10 protein-coding genes are annotated in these 17346 nt (G+C 32.6%); 3 read left to right on the top strand and 7 right to left on the bottom strand.

Going from position 1 to position 17346, the window contains the following annotated elements; all coding sequences use genetic code 11:
• Positions 1 to 14: 14 nt before the first annotated feature.
• The 6 genes from BXU01_RS02730 to gcvT all read right to left on the bottom strand — a co-directional run bounded on the left by BXU01_RS02730 (position 15) and on the right by gcvT (position 12841).
• Complete coding sequence (locus BXU01_RS02730; protein WP_083691587.1) at positions 15 to 1196, bottom strand: hypothetical protein; 1182 nt, start codon at positions 1194 to 1196, stop codon at positions 15 to 17.
• 130 nt (positions 1197 to 1326) lie between these two features.
• Positions 1327 to 3408 carry a fibronectin type III domain-containing protein gene (locus tag BXU01_RS02725; protein ID WP_083691586.1) on the bottom strand — a complete coding sequence of 694 codons (2082 nt, stop codon included), beginning with the start codon at positions 3406 to 3408 and terminating at the stop codon, positions 1327 to 1329.
• A gap of 1 nt (position 3409) precedes the next feature.
• Positions 3410 to 8215, bottom strand: a complete 4806-nt coding sequence (locus tag BXU01_RS02720) for a hypothetical protein (protein WP_083691585.1) — start codon at positions 8213 to 8215, stop codon at positions 3410 to 3412.
• 340 nt (positions 8216 to 8555) lie between these two features.
• The gene (locus BXU01_RS02715; protein WP_055098097.1) at positions 8556 to 9269 is read right to left on the bottom strand and encodes a YebC/PmpR family DNA-binding transcriptional regulator; all 714 of its coding nucleotides are present in this window, start codon (positions 9267 to 9269) and stop codon (positions 8556 to 8558) included.
• Between the two features lie 229 nt (positions 9270 to 9498).
• Positions 9499 to 11529, bottom strand: coding sequence for a S41 family peptidase (locus BXU01_RS02710; protein WP_083691584.1), 2031 nt, complete (start codon positions 11527 to 11529; stop codon positions 9499 to 9501).
• Positions 11530 to 11758: 229 nt separating this feature from the next.
• On the bottom strand, positions 11759 to 12841 hold the full coding sequence (gene gcvT / locus BXU01_RS02705) for a glycine cleavage system aminomethyltransferase GcvT (RefSeq protein ID WP_083691583.1): 1083 nt from the start codon (positions 12839 to 12841) through the stop codon (positions 11759 to 11761).
• A gap of 496 nt (positions 12842 to 13337) precedes the next feature.
• On the opposite strand from gcvT, the gene BXU01_RS02700 reads away from it, so the two are divergent.
• From BXU01_RS02700 to BXU01_RS02690, 3 genes are all read left to right on the top strand, one after another.
• Entirely contained in the window at positions 13338 to 14198 is an 861-nt protein-coding gene (locus BXU01_RS02700; RefSeq protein ID WP_083691582.1) for an NAD(P)H-hydrate dehydratase, read from the top strand.
• 567 nt (positions 14199 to 14765) lie between these two features.
• Positions 14766 to 15548 carry a HipA family kinase gene (locus BXU01_RS02695; RefSeq protein WP_083691581.1) on the top strand — a complete coding sequence of 261 codons (783 nt, stop codon included), beginning with the start codon at positions 14766 to 14768 and terminating at the stop codon, positions 15546 to 15548.
• The gene (locus tag BXU01_RS02690) at positions 15538 to 15921 is read left to right on the top strand and encodes a DUF3037 domain-containing protein (RefSeq protein WP_083691580.1); all 384 of its coding nucleotides are present in this window, start codon (positions 15538 to 15540) and stop codon (positions 15919 to 15921) included. Before BXU01_RS02695 ends, BXU01_RS02690 begins: the two co-directional genes overlap by 11 nt.
• A 251-nt stretch (positions 15922 to 16172) precedes the next feature.
• Here the strand turns inward: BXU01_RS02690 and BXU01_RS02685 are convergent, their stop codons facing one another.
• Positions 16173 to 17282 carry a polysaccharide lyase family 1 protein gene (locus BXU01_RS02685; RefSeq protein ID WP_083691579.1) on the bottom strand — a complete coding sequence of 370 codons (1110 nt, stop codon included), beginning with the start codon at positions 17280 to 17282 and terminating at the stop codon, positions 16173 to 16175.
• Between the last annotated feature and the right edge of the window lie 64 nt (positions 17283 to 17346).

The following is a 17346-nucleotide window of genomic DNA, read 5'->3' as shown; positions in this document are numbered from 1 at the left end:
CTTTATTTTTGAGTTTATTTTTCTAGGCAATTATTACTATCAAGAATTATGACTTTATGATCTCCATCATTCGATATTGGTATCAAAAAGGGATTTGTAGTAAGTTCTTTTTTTGCTTGATTGTTCAAAATATAATAATATGGAGGTGTTCCTCCAGCAGCCCGAATAAGTATTCCACCTGTATCAGTGCTGCATTTTGGTTGCACACCTGTTGCGGTATAAGTTAATGGCGCTACATTTTCTATAATAAAAGGGTCAGTACTTATTGCATTGGATCCGGTTCGATTGTTATTATCAGAGGTACTTTGAGCCTGATATTTTATAAAATAAGTTCCATATGCAATGTTGTTCCATGTAAATGTCTTATTGTAAATTTGATTTTTCTCTGCAAATTCACTACTTAGAAACTCGAAACTATTCAGATTTATATTATACACATATAAATTAAAAAGAAATTTATCGTTATCATTTAGATCTGTCTTAAACTTTAAAGTAGCACTTCCTGAAGATTCATTATCACATTTAACATTTGTAGTAGTTGGCTTTTTTTCCTGCAATTCAGGAGAGCAACCAATAATATTATAAGTTCTTATATTAGTAAATTGTGTTTGATAGCCGGCTTGAAAATGAATTTGAGACTGGTTGGAATAACCAGGTAAATCTTTTATTTTAAAGGAAATTGATGTCTTTTCCTGAAATTGTAAAGGAAAATTTACCCATCCTCCATTATCTAATTGATAGCGCCAGTTCCATCCATTTTTCAAGGTTATAATTTCTTCACTACATTTTCCATTTGTTTCTCCTGGTGGAAGTTCGGGTATATGTATTGCCATTATTTCAGAATCTGCGAGACATCCATTGAAGTAGTAGTATGAAAAAGTATCTTTATTGTATGCAACAGTTTTTCGTATTGTTCCACATATTTGAGATGCTCCCATACCTTCGGTAAAAAGTAATTGTGTTGGGTCACCAATAACATAAAAAAAGCAATATTTAGGTACTTTGTCAACTCTTCCGTAAAGATCTATAGTACAGCCATTCGCACCGGCGAAAGCATAATGAAATCCCTCATTGTCGTCCGGTGGCCAAACAGAACGTGGATTAACCTGAGATTTAATTAATACAGCATACTCAGTTTGGGCATTTGCTAAAAGGCTTCCTAAAAAAAATATAAAAAATAGTAGTTTTTTCTTCATCGATTTATTTATTAATACAATTATTTTATCTGGAGCAGTATGATTTCATCGTTAGATATTTGTATTGTAAATTGGTTTGTAAATTGTTTTTTAGGTTTTTTTAATACTATTTATATTTCTAGTCTCATTTTTAAAATTTAACTGTGTAAAAATCCATTTTAGAAATTCTTCCATCTTTAAATACAGCTCTTATTCCATATTTATAAGTTGTATTTATAGTAAGTGTTGGATCTGATAGTTTTCTTGATTCTGCTTTTACCACTTGTATTAATTGCAGTGATTCCTGATTTGTTGCCTTGTAAATTTCAAAATTATCCACATCGGATTCTTTATAATCCCAGGATAATTCTATGGCGTTTTTTGCAATATTTGCTTGCGCATAAAATCCTTTTACTGCTGGTTTTACAGTGTATTTAGGTATAAATATAGCTAGTTCAGGAGATGCATTAGAAGTTAAACCACTTTCATCTTTCGCAAAAATGGCATATCTGTACGTTGAACCTTCTATTGTTTTTTTATCTTGATAAGTTTCTAGTTTAGTTGCATCATTAAAAATTAATTGCCATTTTTCCTGGTCGTTTTCTTTACGATATAATTGATGAGAAGCCAAATCTTCACTTTGACTATTAATCCATTCTAAAAAAATAATGCCATCTTTTATTTCGTATTTAGTAAAAACTGGCGAGGTTGGAGGAACAACATCTGGTTTCTTTACAATTAGTATATCTGAGGATGGAGACATATTATAATGAGTATCAACAGCAATAATTTTATAATATACCTTGCTATTTAAACTTTTTATAATTACTTTATCTTCGTAATTATTTAACTCATGAGGACTTACAGTTATTTGACTAAATTCTTCTTCTGCAGTATGTCCTTTATAAATACGATATCCCATTAAGTCTTTTTCTTTGTTACGATCCCAAGTAATTTTAACAATTCCTAAACTATCAATAACTCCTTTTAAACCTAAAGGTTTAGATGGAGGAATAGAGTCAACTGGTTGCACAAGCATAGGAAAAGAAGCTCTGTTATTTCCTTGTTTTCCTATAGCTGTAATGGTAAAGTAGTTTGTTGCAGAAAGTTTATTATATGTTACAGAACGGTTTTTGGCGGGTATGTTTTTTATTACTGTAGTATATTTTTCATCATCATTATCAGAACGATTAAGTTCGAATCCTGATATTTCTCCATTTGCTTCTTCAGGGAATTCCCAAGATAAAGTAACAGTATTCTCATCTTTAAAATCTTTAACAGTAAGATGTGGCACAAATTTTAGTATAGATTTACCTTTTCCGGTAATAATTTCTGAGTAAGGACCTAATTCTCCAAACGATGATATACCTTGAATTCTATAACTGTAAGGTTTATTATTGGTTATAGAATCTACATAAAAAATTTGGTTGTTATTAGTGTTCTGTTGATTTAAATTGGTATATGGTTTATCTGTTAGTCGTTGAAAATTTTTTTTATCTGTTGATCGCTCTACATAATAGCTGCCATAAGAATGAGATAAAATTTTAAAGTTCCAGCTTAGCATTGTACTATTATCGGTAAAATATGCTGTAAAATCCATTGGCTTTGGTAAAGGTTGATATTCTTTTAAGCCAGTAAATACTCCGCCATATTCAATATTTATTTCATTTTGAGGTACATTTGAAGAAATTCTATAAGCATATTTTTCATTGAGTTTTGCAGTTGTATCTTCAAATCCTAATCCCGCTTTTTTAGCAATTTCAAAATCTTTGTCGACAGTAAATAAGGCAAACGTAAATCTTTGTTCATTTTCTTCAGAAAGGTTGACAATATTTTCTAATTTATCTGTTCCGGTAACTGAAAAGTCTTCCCCATAAATTGCCTGTGCAACTATTGCAGCATTGTCATTACTCTCTATTAATGTCTCCCAAGCTTCTGCGGGTTCAGGTTTAATAACTTTAGCTAAAATTACTTTTTCAGGATTTGCTAAAGTTTTATTATCCTTTATTATAGTGTACCTCTCTAATGAATATCCGTAAGTATTTAATTTTTTCCAGGCCATAGCATTTGTAACAGCCCAGCGTAATAAAATTTTGTCTTTTTGTACTCTGGCTATGACTTGTATTTCCGTTTTTATATCGTTTATGGTATTATCTTCTGCACTCTTTTTTTCTTGCGCATAACTTTTACTAATTATAATAAAAGAAAGTAGAATTAAAAATCTAGACTTCATGTTAATTTGTTTTATTGAATGTGAAAATAGAACTAGTTCCTGATTGTCCACCTGGGAGAACGTAGTTTAACTTCATATTGTAGGCACCATCTTTTATCATAGGAAATACTCCACGAATGATATAATTATATTTATTGATCATGCTTTGATTTTGTGTATTCAAATATTTATTGATTACCTTATATTGAATCTTTACAAAATCTTCTTTGTAATAAAAAGGTTGATTATAACGATAAGGGAGTCTCTCCCGTAAATAAGCACTTTTCGGATTATATGTTAATTCAGAAAGGTACATTGTAAGAAGCTCAATTCCTTTTACAGGTGGATTTCCTAATATGTTTAGATCTCTGTTTAATATTAAATCAGCTTCTAACGGATATCCTTTATAAACCAATGGATATATATCATTTATATAGTAACTATCATCTAATATTGCTTCGGCATTTATTAATGGTATATTCATAGTTTTCGAATTACCTACTATTTCGATTTCATCAAAAGGTTCTGTTGGTACATTTTCTGAATAAATCGCATGAACATCTGGCTCTATGATTTCTATATGTATTTTCCTTGCTTTTTTAGCTGCCATTTTTTCCTGAAAAGTATTGTATTGACTAGTGTTGAAATTATATTGCAATAGCTCAATACCTTGACCACCAGTAATTGTTTCGGTTAATTTATTGCTTTTAACTTCTAAATTTGAATCTGTACCTAAATCCTGATTTTCGAAATTTTCTGTTAGATTACTATTGGCATCATTTTTTGCTTCCAGAGTCATCAAAGAAATATTATATTGCTTTAGGGTTTGAAGGGAAGGCAGGCTAACGCTAACTTTTTTGCGAGCACTATCATAACTTATAGATCCTGTACTTATATTATCACCTGTCTTATAATATGCTTTTTGAGATTGTCCATCTTTTAAATCAAATAAATAAGGTTGTCCCACTTTTAAAGCAACATATGCCTGCTTTGATTCGTTTTGGTATACATACTTTTGATCGAATACCGGATAAGAATAAGCAATATTACTCACTGGAATATTGTTAGGAGCAAGACCTGTAGTAAAGTTTCTAGTTTCGGTTTCTACTGCTAATTGTCCATCGTCATATACGGCTTTCCATGATCCGTTTACATATTCTAAGAAACTTACTTTTACCGTTAGTGTTAGATTAGAACTTGGAGGTAATATGTCATGAGATGTAAAACTTGCTAAATCTTTAGTCTGATTCCATGATATTTCAGCTACAATTGGTACTCCATCTTTTTTAATTGTATACTCTTCAAGTTTCAATTTATAAGTTTTAACCCCTTTATCATCTTCAATATTAAAGTTTTTTTCAATAGGCATATTAAATCCAACTTGAGATAATACAAATACACTCACGTCTTTCGTTCCATCTGCCGGAGTTATATCAGCAATAGTTTTCATACCGCCTAATGGGGTATCATTAACGAATTCGCATTGTTTACCAAATTCTAATTTAAATCTAAAACTACCTTTGACTGCGCCTCCTAATAAATTAAAATATCCACCTAAATATCCCCTAATCCATACTGGATTAGGTAATTTGGCTTGTAAGAGAACAGCTCCTCCACCTTTTATAATGGTGATTTTCTTTTTTATAGAAAAAATTTTAATCTTAATTCCTAATTCTCCTTGAAGATATGCATAAGATTGACCATTAGCATACCAACCATCAATACCAATCTGTCCGGATCCTTTACATTGAGCTTCTCCATAATCTTTTACCATTATATCAAATCCAAATCCTGCTTGAAAATTTGCATAGAAAAGTAGAAAAGTCATATCTCCGGTTTTTATACTAAAATCTGAACCAAAAGCAAAACCTTTTCCTGATGCAACACTATTCTCATCTCGCATATAATCTAATTGCGCAACATCTAAACCAAGAATTTGCGCTACAATATCAGGAGGCGGCGGACTGGTAGGAATATCGTCTCCAACCATAAAATATCCTCCAGCTTCAACCTCCACAGGTCCAATAGTCATCTTAAGGCCTAATCTATCAGTAGGAGTTCCCATTCGTACATACCATTTGTCCGGGGCAAAATGCAGTACTGCCCATCCAGCTCTATTTTTTGAGGATCTTCCTTTTATAATGCCGCCTGCAACATCTACATATAAATCAAATGATCCGTGTAATGTCTTAGATCTAAAATCATATTCTATTGCAGCATATGCATTAAGTCCTGCTTGACCGGATACTCTGTCCGGGTAGACTTCTTTTGAAGCTTCAATTAAATTACTTTCTTTTAATTTGTCTAAAGCTTCCTTAGAATAAGTACCTTCTTTTAAGCTTACTTGCTGAAGATTCTTTTTTAAAGAACTTAGAGGAGCTTTAAAGCCAAATTCTTGCATCACATGTCCTTCACCGTAAATACTTATTCTATTTATACCTCCGTGATCATTAAAGGCAATTTCAAATCCTGCACCTCCCCAAAAAGCATTTGGACTTGCGGCATTAGCAAAATGAATCATGGCTTTTATTCCTAATGATGACTCTTCATCTGGAACATATTGAACACCAGATGCTGTAAAAGAAGAACTAAAGCCTTCTTTTTTCATATTGTAGTATGCACCACCACCAAAACCTTTGATAACAAAAGCACTACAAGGAATATTTAGACCATCAACCATGGCATCTACATACCAATACCTGAAAGTTGTCATTTTTCCAAAAATTGCATTTGCTTCTACAATTATTCCTCCTTTAAATTCTGCTTTCAAATTTCCTTTAAAGCCTTTACCATATATAGGATCGTTATCCATTATGGTAATACTTCCTTCAAATTTGGCCCCTCCAATATCAGCTGCCAAATCTATTCTTTGAAATTTTACGTAATCAAATTTCCATTTTTGAATCCCGCTTTTTTCATTAAACCTTCCAACAAGATCAAATTTTGTTCTTCCATTAAATTGATCCTGCATTAAATTAATAGACAAATCTACTCTTAGGGCTGCAGAATTATCATCTGCAATTAATGCAATTTCATGAATGGTAATTGGGAAATTTGCAACTTTTGAAGATTTAGGACCTTCATCAAAATTATTTTTGTAACCAAAATAATCAGCTTTAATAATAGGAGTTACAGTTTGTAATTGTAAATTTTGAAATATAATTCCATCAAAAAGTATCGTTTTTTTTGTGTCATCAGTTTCTGTTTTCGGAGTTTCTTTATTATCCGTATCAGATGTGACGTTCTTCATATCATAAAGTGCTCCTGAAGTTGCACCATTTTCATACATGAAAGTGGTTTTTGGAGCATTAGCATCTTTTTCTGATTCAACTTCGCTCTGTTCTACAATACCAGCAGCTATAGTAAGATTTCCATTTAATAATGCTTTAGGTAAAAAATTTCCATTTTTGACCTTCAATTCAATATATGAACCTTTTTCAATATTTGCAGTTGCTTTAAAAACCGGAAAGCAAAGATTTTTATTTACATCGGCTCTTAAAAGATATTCATGATCTATAGGATTAATGCTGGCAGTGTAAGCAAGTGCAATATTAGCTCCATCCTTACATTTTTTATCCGGATCAGAAATTGGCAATACGATTGATCCTCCAAAACCACCTGAAACTAAGGTATTAGCTTTAAAACCTAAATTAATATTGCTAACAGAAAATGACCATCCGCTAGCACTACCTTCGTTTAAATCTAAGATGTTATTTCCAGAAAAAGTACCCGAAACTCCCATTCCGTCAATTAGTAAATCCTTTGCAGAAAAAGTGATTCTTTTCGTGTTTTCCTTTATTTGAAATTCTTCAGGTAAAGTTATATCGACAGAACCAGCATATAAACCTCTCCATAATTGTTCGTTGCCAGGAACCAAATAATCTGTTTGGTAATTTACTGGCCAATTTATTTTATCAGGATTTCTAACATCGCTTAAATCAATTTTAGCATTTTTGACTTCAAAAATTAATCCGTTAAATGAACTAATTTGAAATTTAGGCAAAGAAAGTTCTATTAAAATGTCATTCCAGTTAGAAGCACTAGTCTGAAAAGATCCCATTACAAACTTTTCCGGGATTACTTTATTGTTTTCATCTACAGGTTTTATAATGTTTTGTGAAAATTGAACATCTGCTGCTATTCCAAGTTCTTTAAATCCACTACAATCGATTGTTACATAGGTTTTATTTTCGATTTTGCCGGTGGACATATTCATGCCACCTTTTAAAATCAATAGTGATTGTTTTCCCAATATAGGTATCGCAACATCACCTAATAGTACTAAATTACTATCACCCATTAAACCTCCTTTATGAGAAAGTTTAATATTATTTGCACCAAAAAATAATTCTTTTTGTTTACCTGTAGCATCTATTTGAGGAAGTATTATTCTTATAAATGCTGTTAGTTCAGTATACTCAGGTGTAAATTTGGCATTACTAATACCCAACATGTATTGTACACCATTAATATTTTTTTTTACTCCTATAGGTAAGCTTGCAAGATTTTTTGGTTCTAAAAAATCTATAATACTGTTATTAATATCAATTGACTTGAAAAGCTCCATTGCTTTGTTCAAATCTTTATTCGTTGGATCTGCAACAGGAAAGTTTTTTTTAATATAAGATTCCGTAAATTGATTTTCTTCATTTTGCGGATAATGAGAAAAAGTGCTTAATCCTTTTTGAGAACCTTTAGTAATTATGAGATTATTTTTTTTAGTATTACTAATCGTATCCAGAGTAGTATTAGAGAAACTAGTAAAACTTATAAGTAATAAAACTAAACTTAATATGAAAGAGGGAAACTTCGGAGTAATTTTTTTCAATTTATAGTAGGTTTGATTTGATAAAAAAAATATAATATATTAACTATATAACTGAATGAACATATAATTTAAGCTGAGCTAAATTATATAATTCTTAATAAGAAAATAATTGATATAAAATTTTCTATAACTTTCTGTAGTTATTATTTTATGTAAGAAAATGCTTATTTAAAATTGAAATAAGTAATTTTTAAAAACCAATTAGTCTTAATTGTTAATTTTATTAATTTTTTGCCAAACATAAAGAATCTATATTTCTATTCTTTACGGTTTTCCACATTTCCTCAAAAAAAAAGCCCTGAAAAAATCAGAGCTTTTGATATTAATATAAAAAGAAATTTTATGCTTCCTGCATCGTATGATAAACGTTCATTACGTCATCATCTTCTTCAATTTTTTCGATTAATTTTTCAACGTCAGCAATTTGAGCTTCGTTTAGTTCCTTGGTAATTTGCGGAATGCGCTCAAAACCTGAAGATAAAATTTCAAGGCCTCTGTTTTCAAGTTCTTTTTGCAAAGCACCAAAACTTCCAAAAGGAGCATAGATTAAGATTCCGTCTTCGTCTTCAAAAACCTCTTCGGCACCAAAATCAATTAGTTCAAGTTCTAATTCTTCCGGATCCAGATTTCCTTTTGCAATTCTAAAATTACACGTATGATCAAACATAAACTCAACAGAACCCTGAGTTCCCATTGTTCCGTTACATTTATTAAAATAGCTTCGAATATTTGCTACCGTTCTATTATTGTTGTCAGATGCTGTTTCGATCAAAATAGCAATTCCGTGAGGAGCATATCCTTCAAACAAAATCTCTTTATAGTTGGCAGTATCTTTATTACTTGCATTTTTTATCGCGCGCTCTACATTGTCCTTAGGCATGTTAGCGGCTTTTGCATTTTGTATTACAGCTCTTAATCTAGAATTGGCATCTGGGTTAGGACCACCTTCTTTAACAGCCATAACGATATCTTTACCAATTCGGGTAAATGTTTTGGCCATTGCTGACCAACGTTTCATTTTTCTTCCTTTTCTAAATTCGAACGCTCTTCCCATTTCTAATTTTTAGTTTTGAGATGCAAAAATACGGTTATTCCTTATTTTTGCAAAATCAATTCTACTCTTTTTTTATTTGTTTCAAGTTTCAGGTTTCAGGTTTTTTTGGAGAGATTAGAAAATCGATAAAATAAAAAGTTCAATTCGTTATGAATTGAACTTTTTATTGAAACCTGAAACCTGAAACCTGAAACCTGAAACCTGAAACCTGAAACCTGAAACAAAAAAACTATTTCATCGCATTAAACTCATTTATAACATTCACCGCTTCATTCAGGTACGGATTTGTTTTTAGATTGTCTATCTGGTATTGGTTTATCGTTTTATCATTAGGATAAGCACCTAATAAAAACTGATTTACAGTAGAATTATAAACATCTAACGGATTGTTTTCATCATTAAAGGTGTTGATTTCTGTCCAAAGAGAATTTACAATTTTTTTCTGTTTGAAAATAGCATCCAATGTCATCGGAATCTCCGCTTTTGGCGTATTTACAAGCTGGTCTATTTTTAGATTGATCTTTTTTATATTGTTAAAAAAGTAATTATCAGCAAGTCTTACAGAGCTGTTTTTAGCCAGTTTATCGATCAAAGCCCTCTTTACATAAGGTTTAAATTTTTGCAGTGGTTCAATACTGTCATTTTTAATAGCAGTAGGAAAATCACTTTCTTTTTGATACACACCTTCATAAAATTCAGGAAGAATTACATCTGGTTTTACGCCAATATATTGGTGGCTTTTACCGGTGACCCTGTAGAATTTATTAATCGTAATTTTTAAAAAATCGGTGTTTTTAGTTTCATCCAGCGAAAGAATAGTTTGCATTGTTGCTTTTCCCAACGTATTGCTGCCTAATAATAATGCGCGATTATAATCTTGGAGTATAGAAGAGAAAAATTCACTTGCAGATGCTGTATTACTATTCACCAAAATTACAATTGGACCTTTGTATATCAAACCTCTGTACGGATCATTGATAATCGATTTAGCTTGTTTATTATCTACAACAATAGAAAGCGGACCATAATCAATAAACATTCCGGCAAGTTTTATGGCTTCTTCCATAGATCCGCCACCATTATCGATTAGGTCAATTACAAGACCTTTTATATTATCTCTTTCTAGTTTCATGACCTCACGTGCGACATCATCAGCACAACCTTTACGGCTGTTTCCGTCTAAATCAGCGTAGAAACTCGGAATTTTTATGTACCCAATTTTGCTGTCTTTACCAATAATGAAACTAAAAACAGAATTATCTTCATCTTTCATGACCTGCTTTTCGATATAAACATCGAAGCTTTTGCCTGAATTTCGTTTAAGAGTAAGCGTAATACTTTTATTAGATTCTGATAAAATCATTATCGAAATAGATTCTAATGAAGCACATGAAACCTGCAATGTCTCTTTTTGATTGGATATCGAAAGAATCTGATCTCCCTTTTTAATTTGCCCTGTTTGATACGCAGGACCATTTGGATCAATTTCGGCTATAATAATTTCATTTTTTTCATTCAGGTTCACAGTCATTCCCAGAGACAAATGTTCTTTTGATAATGAAGCCACGAAACTTGTTTTAGAATCATCACTAAAATAAGCCGTATGCGGATCAAAATAAGTACAGAAAAAATTATAGAGCTTTTCTTCTTGTTTGGTATTAGTTTCTAAAAGAGTATTTATTCGGCAGATTTCATTTGATACAATTAAATTCTTAGACTTTAATTCAATCGAATTAAAATTAGCTTTAAGCGAATCAAGATTGTCACTTGTTTCGGCAATTTCGTCCAGAATCTGATAGCGTATTTTCTTAGACCATACTTTCTCCAGGTCTTCTTTTTTAAGATAAAAAGCAAAGGATTTTTTATAAAACCTAATCGTATCTTTTTTATTATAATCAATTGGTTCTTTTTGAATTTTTTCCAGAACGGCTTTAGTTCTCAAAAGGCCATTTCTATATTTTGCGGTAATATCAGCTAAAAAACTACAATCATTACTCAGGATGAGATCATCCAGATTAGTACGATATTTATCAACCAGTTCTGTATATTCTGATTTAAATAATATATTTCTTGATGGATCTAACTCATTAATTAAATTGTCAAAAACAAAAACCGATAAACTATCGTCCACCGGTTTTGGTCTAATATGTTCTTCCTGAATAACTGCATTTATTTTGTTTAGTATTTCGCATGTCGAGTTACTATTTTGACTAAATAGAACGTTCGTAACCAACAATAATACTAATAATATTTTTTTCATAGAATCGAAAATCTTCGTTTAGATTAAAATTACGTTTAATTTTTTGATTTAAAGTTATATTTTTTCTAAAAAATCTTACACATAAATGAATTAATTTGGTAAGAATTTTTACATATTAAAAAAAATATCAGCTGCTTAGTATAAGGAATTTATAAATGAATTTTTGTTGCAAAAAAAATGCGTTACTTATTTAAGCAACGCATTTTTTAAAATATTTTATGTCTTTAAATTATTTCTTATAAAACGGTAATTTAACCACTTTAGCCGGAACATCATTTTTTCTGATTCTGATAAAAATATCACTGTCAACAGCACTATTATCTACCGTAACATATCCTAAACCAATACCTTTATTCATAGAAGGCGACATTGTTCCAGAAGTTACAACGCCAATAATACCGCCATTTGCATCAACAATTTCATAATCATGTCTTGGCACCGCACGTTCCTGCATTTCAAAAGCCACTAATTTTTTAGTAACACCTTCTTCTTTTTGTTTTTTCAAACCTTCAGAATTAGTAAAATCTTTAGTAAATTTTGTGATCCATCCCAATCCAGCTTCAAGAGGAGAAGTATTATCATTAATATCGTTTCCGTACAAACAAAATCCCATTTCAAGACGCAAAGTATCACGTGCCGCAAGACCAATAGGTTTAATTCCGAAAGCTGCACCAGCCTCAAAAACTTTATTCCAAACCTGTTCTACCTCACTATTTTTGCAATAAATTTCAAATCCGCCAGAACCCGTATAACCGGTAGCAGAAATAATAACATGCTCGATTCCTGCAAAATCCGCTACCTCAAAATGATAGTAAGGAATTGCAGATAAATCTATAGACGATAAAGCCTGCATAGCTTCAACCGCTTTTGGCCCCTGAATTGCCAATAAAGAATAATCATCAGAAAGGTTTTTCATCTCAACTCCCATATCATTTTGAAGAGAAATCCAGTTCCAGTCTTTTTCAATATTCGAAGCATTTACAACCAGTAAATACTGCTCATCTTTCATTTTATAAACAATCAAATCATCTACGATTCCGCCATCATTGTTTGGCAAACAAGAATATTGCGCTCTTCCAATTGTCAAAGTCGACGCATCATTCGAAGTCACTTTCTGGATCAAAGCCAAAGCATTTGGACCTGTCAACAAAAATTCGCCCATATGCGAAACGTCAAAAACGCCCACACCAGTACGAACCGTTTCGTGTTCAGCGTTAATTCCCTCATAAGTAATAGGCATGTTATAACCCGCAAACGGAAGCATTTTCGCTCCCAAACTCTCATGTATGTGCGTAAGCGCAGTATTTTTCATTGTGTTGTTTTATAAAATTGTGTCGCAAATTTATTCAAAAAATATCTAAAAATGATAGTCTAAATTATAAATTTCGCAATGATTAGGAGCTATTTCCTGCTATCCGCTATATCTTTTTGTTTTTAAAGAAAAAACAAAAAGGATATCGCTCCTATCAGGGCTAGGAATTTAAGATAACTAGAAACACTTTCTTCTTCAATTTTTTTAGTAACTTTAATAACCTAAATTTTATAATTAATACAATTAAGATAAAACAGACAGATATTAGTCAATTAAAAAATCCGTTTTTATCCGCGTTTTTACAAAGTAAATCCGTTTCATCCGCGTCAAAAAAATATCAGACCAAAATACAGAAGTGATTAAAAAATTAATAAAATAAGCCAATTAAAAAATCCGTTTTTATCCACGTTTTTACAAAGTAAATCCGTTTCATCCGCGTCAAAAAGCATCAGCCTAAAAAACAAAGTGATTAAAAATTTAAAATAAAATAAACCAAATGAAAGATCCTCTTTTAATCACCAAACAAGAAATTTTAAAATTCTATAAACCCATAAATCCTCATACACACAAAGGACTTCAGGGACACGCCGTGATTATTGCCGGAAGTTATGGCAAAATAGGAGCAGCAGTTCTGGCATCAAAATCCTGCCTAAAATCTGGCTGCGGACTCGTAACCACTTTTACACCAAAATGCGGATACCAAATCCTTCAAATCTCAATTCCCGAAGTGATGGTTATTACAGATGAAAATAATAATTTCATAACCAATATTCATTTTCCAATAATTCCACAAGCAATCGCAATTGGTCCCGGAATAGGGCAGGAGTTAGGCACACAAAAAGCGGTATTCGAATTTTTAAGAGTAAACAAAGCACCTTTAGTTCTTGATGCAGATGCTCTGAATATTTTATCCCAAAATCAATCCTGGCTTGAATTAGTTCCTGAAAATACCATCTTAACTCCACATCCTAAAGAACTCGAACGCTTAATAGGCAAATGGAATTCAGAATCTGAAAAATTTCAAAAAACAACCGCTTTTTCCGAAAAATACAAAGTAATAATCGTCATGAAAGGCGCACCAACTTACATCATCAATAAAACCGAAATCTACGAAAACACCACAGGAAATGCTGCCTTAGCCACCGCAGGAAGCGGCGATACCCTAACCGGAATCATCACCAGTTTCCTCGCGCAAGGTTATGAACCTAAATATGCCGCAAAACTTGGTGTCTACATCCACGGATTAACCGCTGATATTGCCTTGCCTAAAACAGGTTATCAATCGTTTATAGCGTCAGATATTACTGAGAATCTGGGAAAAGCGTTTCTTGAATTAGAAAATGTGACAATTAGATAATTAGATAATTGTTTCAGGTTTCATGTTTTCTTTGTTTCAGGTTAACGCAGTTTGTTTATATGCTAAGTTTACAAGGTTTTTTTGTCATTTCGAGGAATTTTTTTGTCATTTCGACGAAAGGAGAAATCACACTAGAAGCTCCGTATAGAAATTTGCGAATCTTTGTTGAGTTTCTAGTGTGATTCGTTCCTCGGGATGACAAAGAAAGCTTTATAATTTTATCGACCATCAAATGTCAGGCTGAGCGGAGTCGAAGCCCACGTTCCAATAGGCGCGCCCTTCTCCCGTCCCGAAGCTTCGGGATCGGGATCGCTCAGGGTGACAAAAAAACACAAACTAAAAGCTAAAACACAAACTAAAATAAAAATCCGCGTTAATCTGCGTCTTCGCTTTAGCGAACCCGTTTCATCCGCGTACTTTTCTACAATCCCTTCACAACAATTAACCTTAAAGAAAAATCATCCTCAGCACCCTTTGCGGTAAAAAAACAAAAATCTAAGAAGTCTAAGCAAGTCTAAAAATCTAACAATCTAAATTAGTAAGTTTGTATTCCAGTAAATACTGCTTATGAAAAACAATTTCGATCTTAGAACCGTAAACGTTACGCGTTACATAACACCTTTGCGCGAAGGCGGTTCTTTACCCGCTTTGGCAGAAGCCGACGACGATTTTAAATATGTATTAAAATTCAAAGGAGCCGGTCACGGCGTAAAAGCCCTGATAGCCGAATTAGTTGGCGGACAAATAGCCAAAGCTCTAAAGCTACAATTACCGGAATTGGTTTTTGCCAATCTCGATGAAGCCTTTGGAAGAAGCGAAGCCGACGAAGAAATTCAGGATTTACTGCAAGGAAGTCAGGGATTAAACTTAGCACTGCATTTTTTATCCGGCGCTATTACTTTTGATCCGGTAGTTACAACAGTAGATGCCAAACTAGCTTCGCAAATTGTATGGTTAGATGCCTATATTACCAATGTAGATCGTACTTTTAGAAATACCAATATGTTGATTTGGCATAAAGAATTGTGGCTTATAGATCATGGTGCGTGTTTGTATTTTCACCATTCATGGAACAATTGGGAGCAACACTCCAAAAGTCCTTTTGCATTGATAAAAGATCACGTTTTATTGCCACAAGCCTCATTATTAAAAGAAGTCGATGCCGAATATAAAGCACTTTTAACACCAGAAATTCTGGAAGAAATTGTAAATACTATTCCGCTCGAATGGCTGCAATGGGAAGATACCGATGAAACGCCCGAAGCATTGCGAAATGTATATTTACAGTTTTTGCAAACAAGATTAAACAATTCAGAAATCTTTGTAAACCAAGCGCAAAATGCAAGATAGTCACTTATATGAGTATGCCGTAATTCGTGTGGTACCAAGAGTAGAGCGCGAAGAATTCCTGAATATCGGAATCATTTTATTTTGCAAAAAAGCCAAATTTATAAAAGTATTATACCACATAAACGATGCTAAAATCGAGGCATTATCAAACGATTTTGATCTAGAACAATTGCATTGCAATATCACCGCACTAGAAAAAATTGTAAAAGGGGCAAAAGATGGAGGACCAATTGGCGAAATGGATATTCCCGAACGTTTTCGCTGGTTAACCGCGATTCGAAGTTCGGCGATTCAAACTTCCAGACCACATTCAGGATTATCTCAGGATTTAGAAAAAACGATTCAAAGATTGTTTGAAGAATTAGTTCTTTAAAATAGGGGCAAAGTAAGAAAGGTTCAAAGCAACAAAGGTTTTTTCCGTAGAGACGCACAGCAGTGCGTCTAACATATGTAAAAAAATTAGCGTCTTTGTGTCTTTATGGCAAAAAAATCACCAATAAAAAAACAACCATATAAGTAATTTAAGAAATCATAAGCCCAATGACTTAAATTTTCTTATATAACTTATATGGTTAAATAAAAAAAAACTAAACTAACTCATGTTTTTTTTCTGCTCGTCATTCATTAAAATGATCCGCAAATATTACCACCTAAAGTAGCTCCGGCATTAGCCGAAACATCAGCTTTCACAGCAGTATTACTAAGTTTTACAATTGAATAAGGAGGAGTAAAAGCAGTTTTGCTTCCTGCCTGGTTTCCTGTTGTATTTGTAAAAATGTTATCAACAGCAGTTACCGCTGTATAACCTGTCATTAAATCGATTGGTGTTTTTACACCTTCAAAAACGTTTGCTTCAACACGAAGATCAGCTTCAAAACCAGCAGCAATACATTTGTTGCTAACTGTACTGTTAAAGAAATTGTTTACTAAATGCACTTTTCCAAAACGTACTCTTGGCATTCTTTCCTTACATCCGGGAGCCCACCAGCAACGAGCAAAAGTAATTCTTAATTTTCCGCGATCTGCAGTTGCACCATCGCTTGAACCAATTAAGTTAGAATATCTATGATCGTCTGATCCTCCAGAACCTCCTGCTTTTGGCGGTTTTAGATAATGAAATTTAGAATAAGTAACTGAGATATAATCAGATTTGTTTTTAATGTCAAAGTTTCCATCAACACCATCTCTAAATTCGCAGTGATCCACCCATACATTTGTACATTCGTCTAAGATTGCATTATCCCATCCGTCAGTGTCATAAGCACCAGGTCCTTCAAAAATAAGATTTCTGATGATTAAGTTTTTACATCTTTTGATGTTGATAATACCAGACGCATCTTTCGTTTGGTTAGTCGAAACTAATTTAGCGCCATTTGCACCATAAATAGTTTTACCAGTCTGGTCTTGCAATGATAATCTTGTAGTAACAGTAATAGTACCGCTAACTTTGATAACTTTTACAGAACTGCTTTCGATTGCAGATTTCAACTGAGCGTAAGTAGTAACAGTTGTTTCAGCAGCAGATCCTCCACCGGTTACACTTCCGTTTTGTGAAGCCCATCCCGGAACTTCAGAACAGTTTCCAATTTTTGCTGTTGAACTACCAGAAGTTGGTGTAGTTGTTTCAGTAATAGCATTTTCGTTGTTTGACGAAGCAACTTCTTCGGTGTTACACGCTGTAAAACCTAAAATCAATGTTAGTAGGAACATTGAAAGTGTTGATTTAATTTTCATAATAATAAATTGGGGGTTTATATTAATTTAACAGTGCAAAACTGACTATAAAAAAACTTTAAAA

Source organism: [Flexibacter] sp. ATCC 35103 (assembly GCF_001975985.1).
Taxonomy (GTDB): Bacteria; Bacteroidota; Bacteroidia; order Flavobacteriales; family Flavobacteriaceae; genus Flavobacterium.
This window is presented reverse-complemented; position numbering and strand designations above follow the sequence as displayed.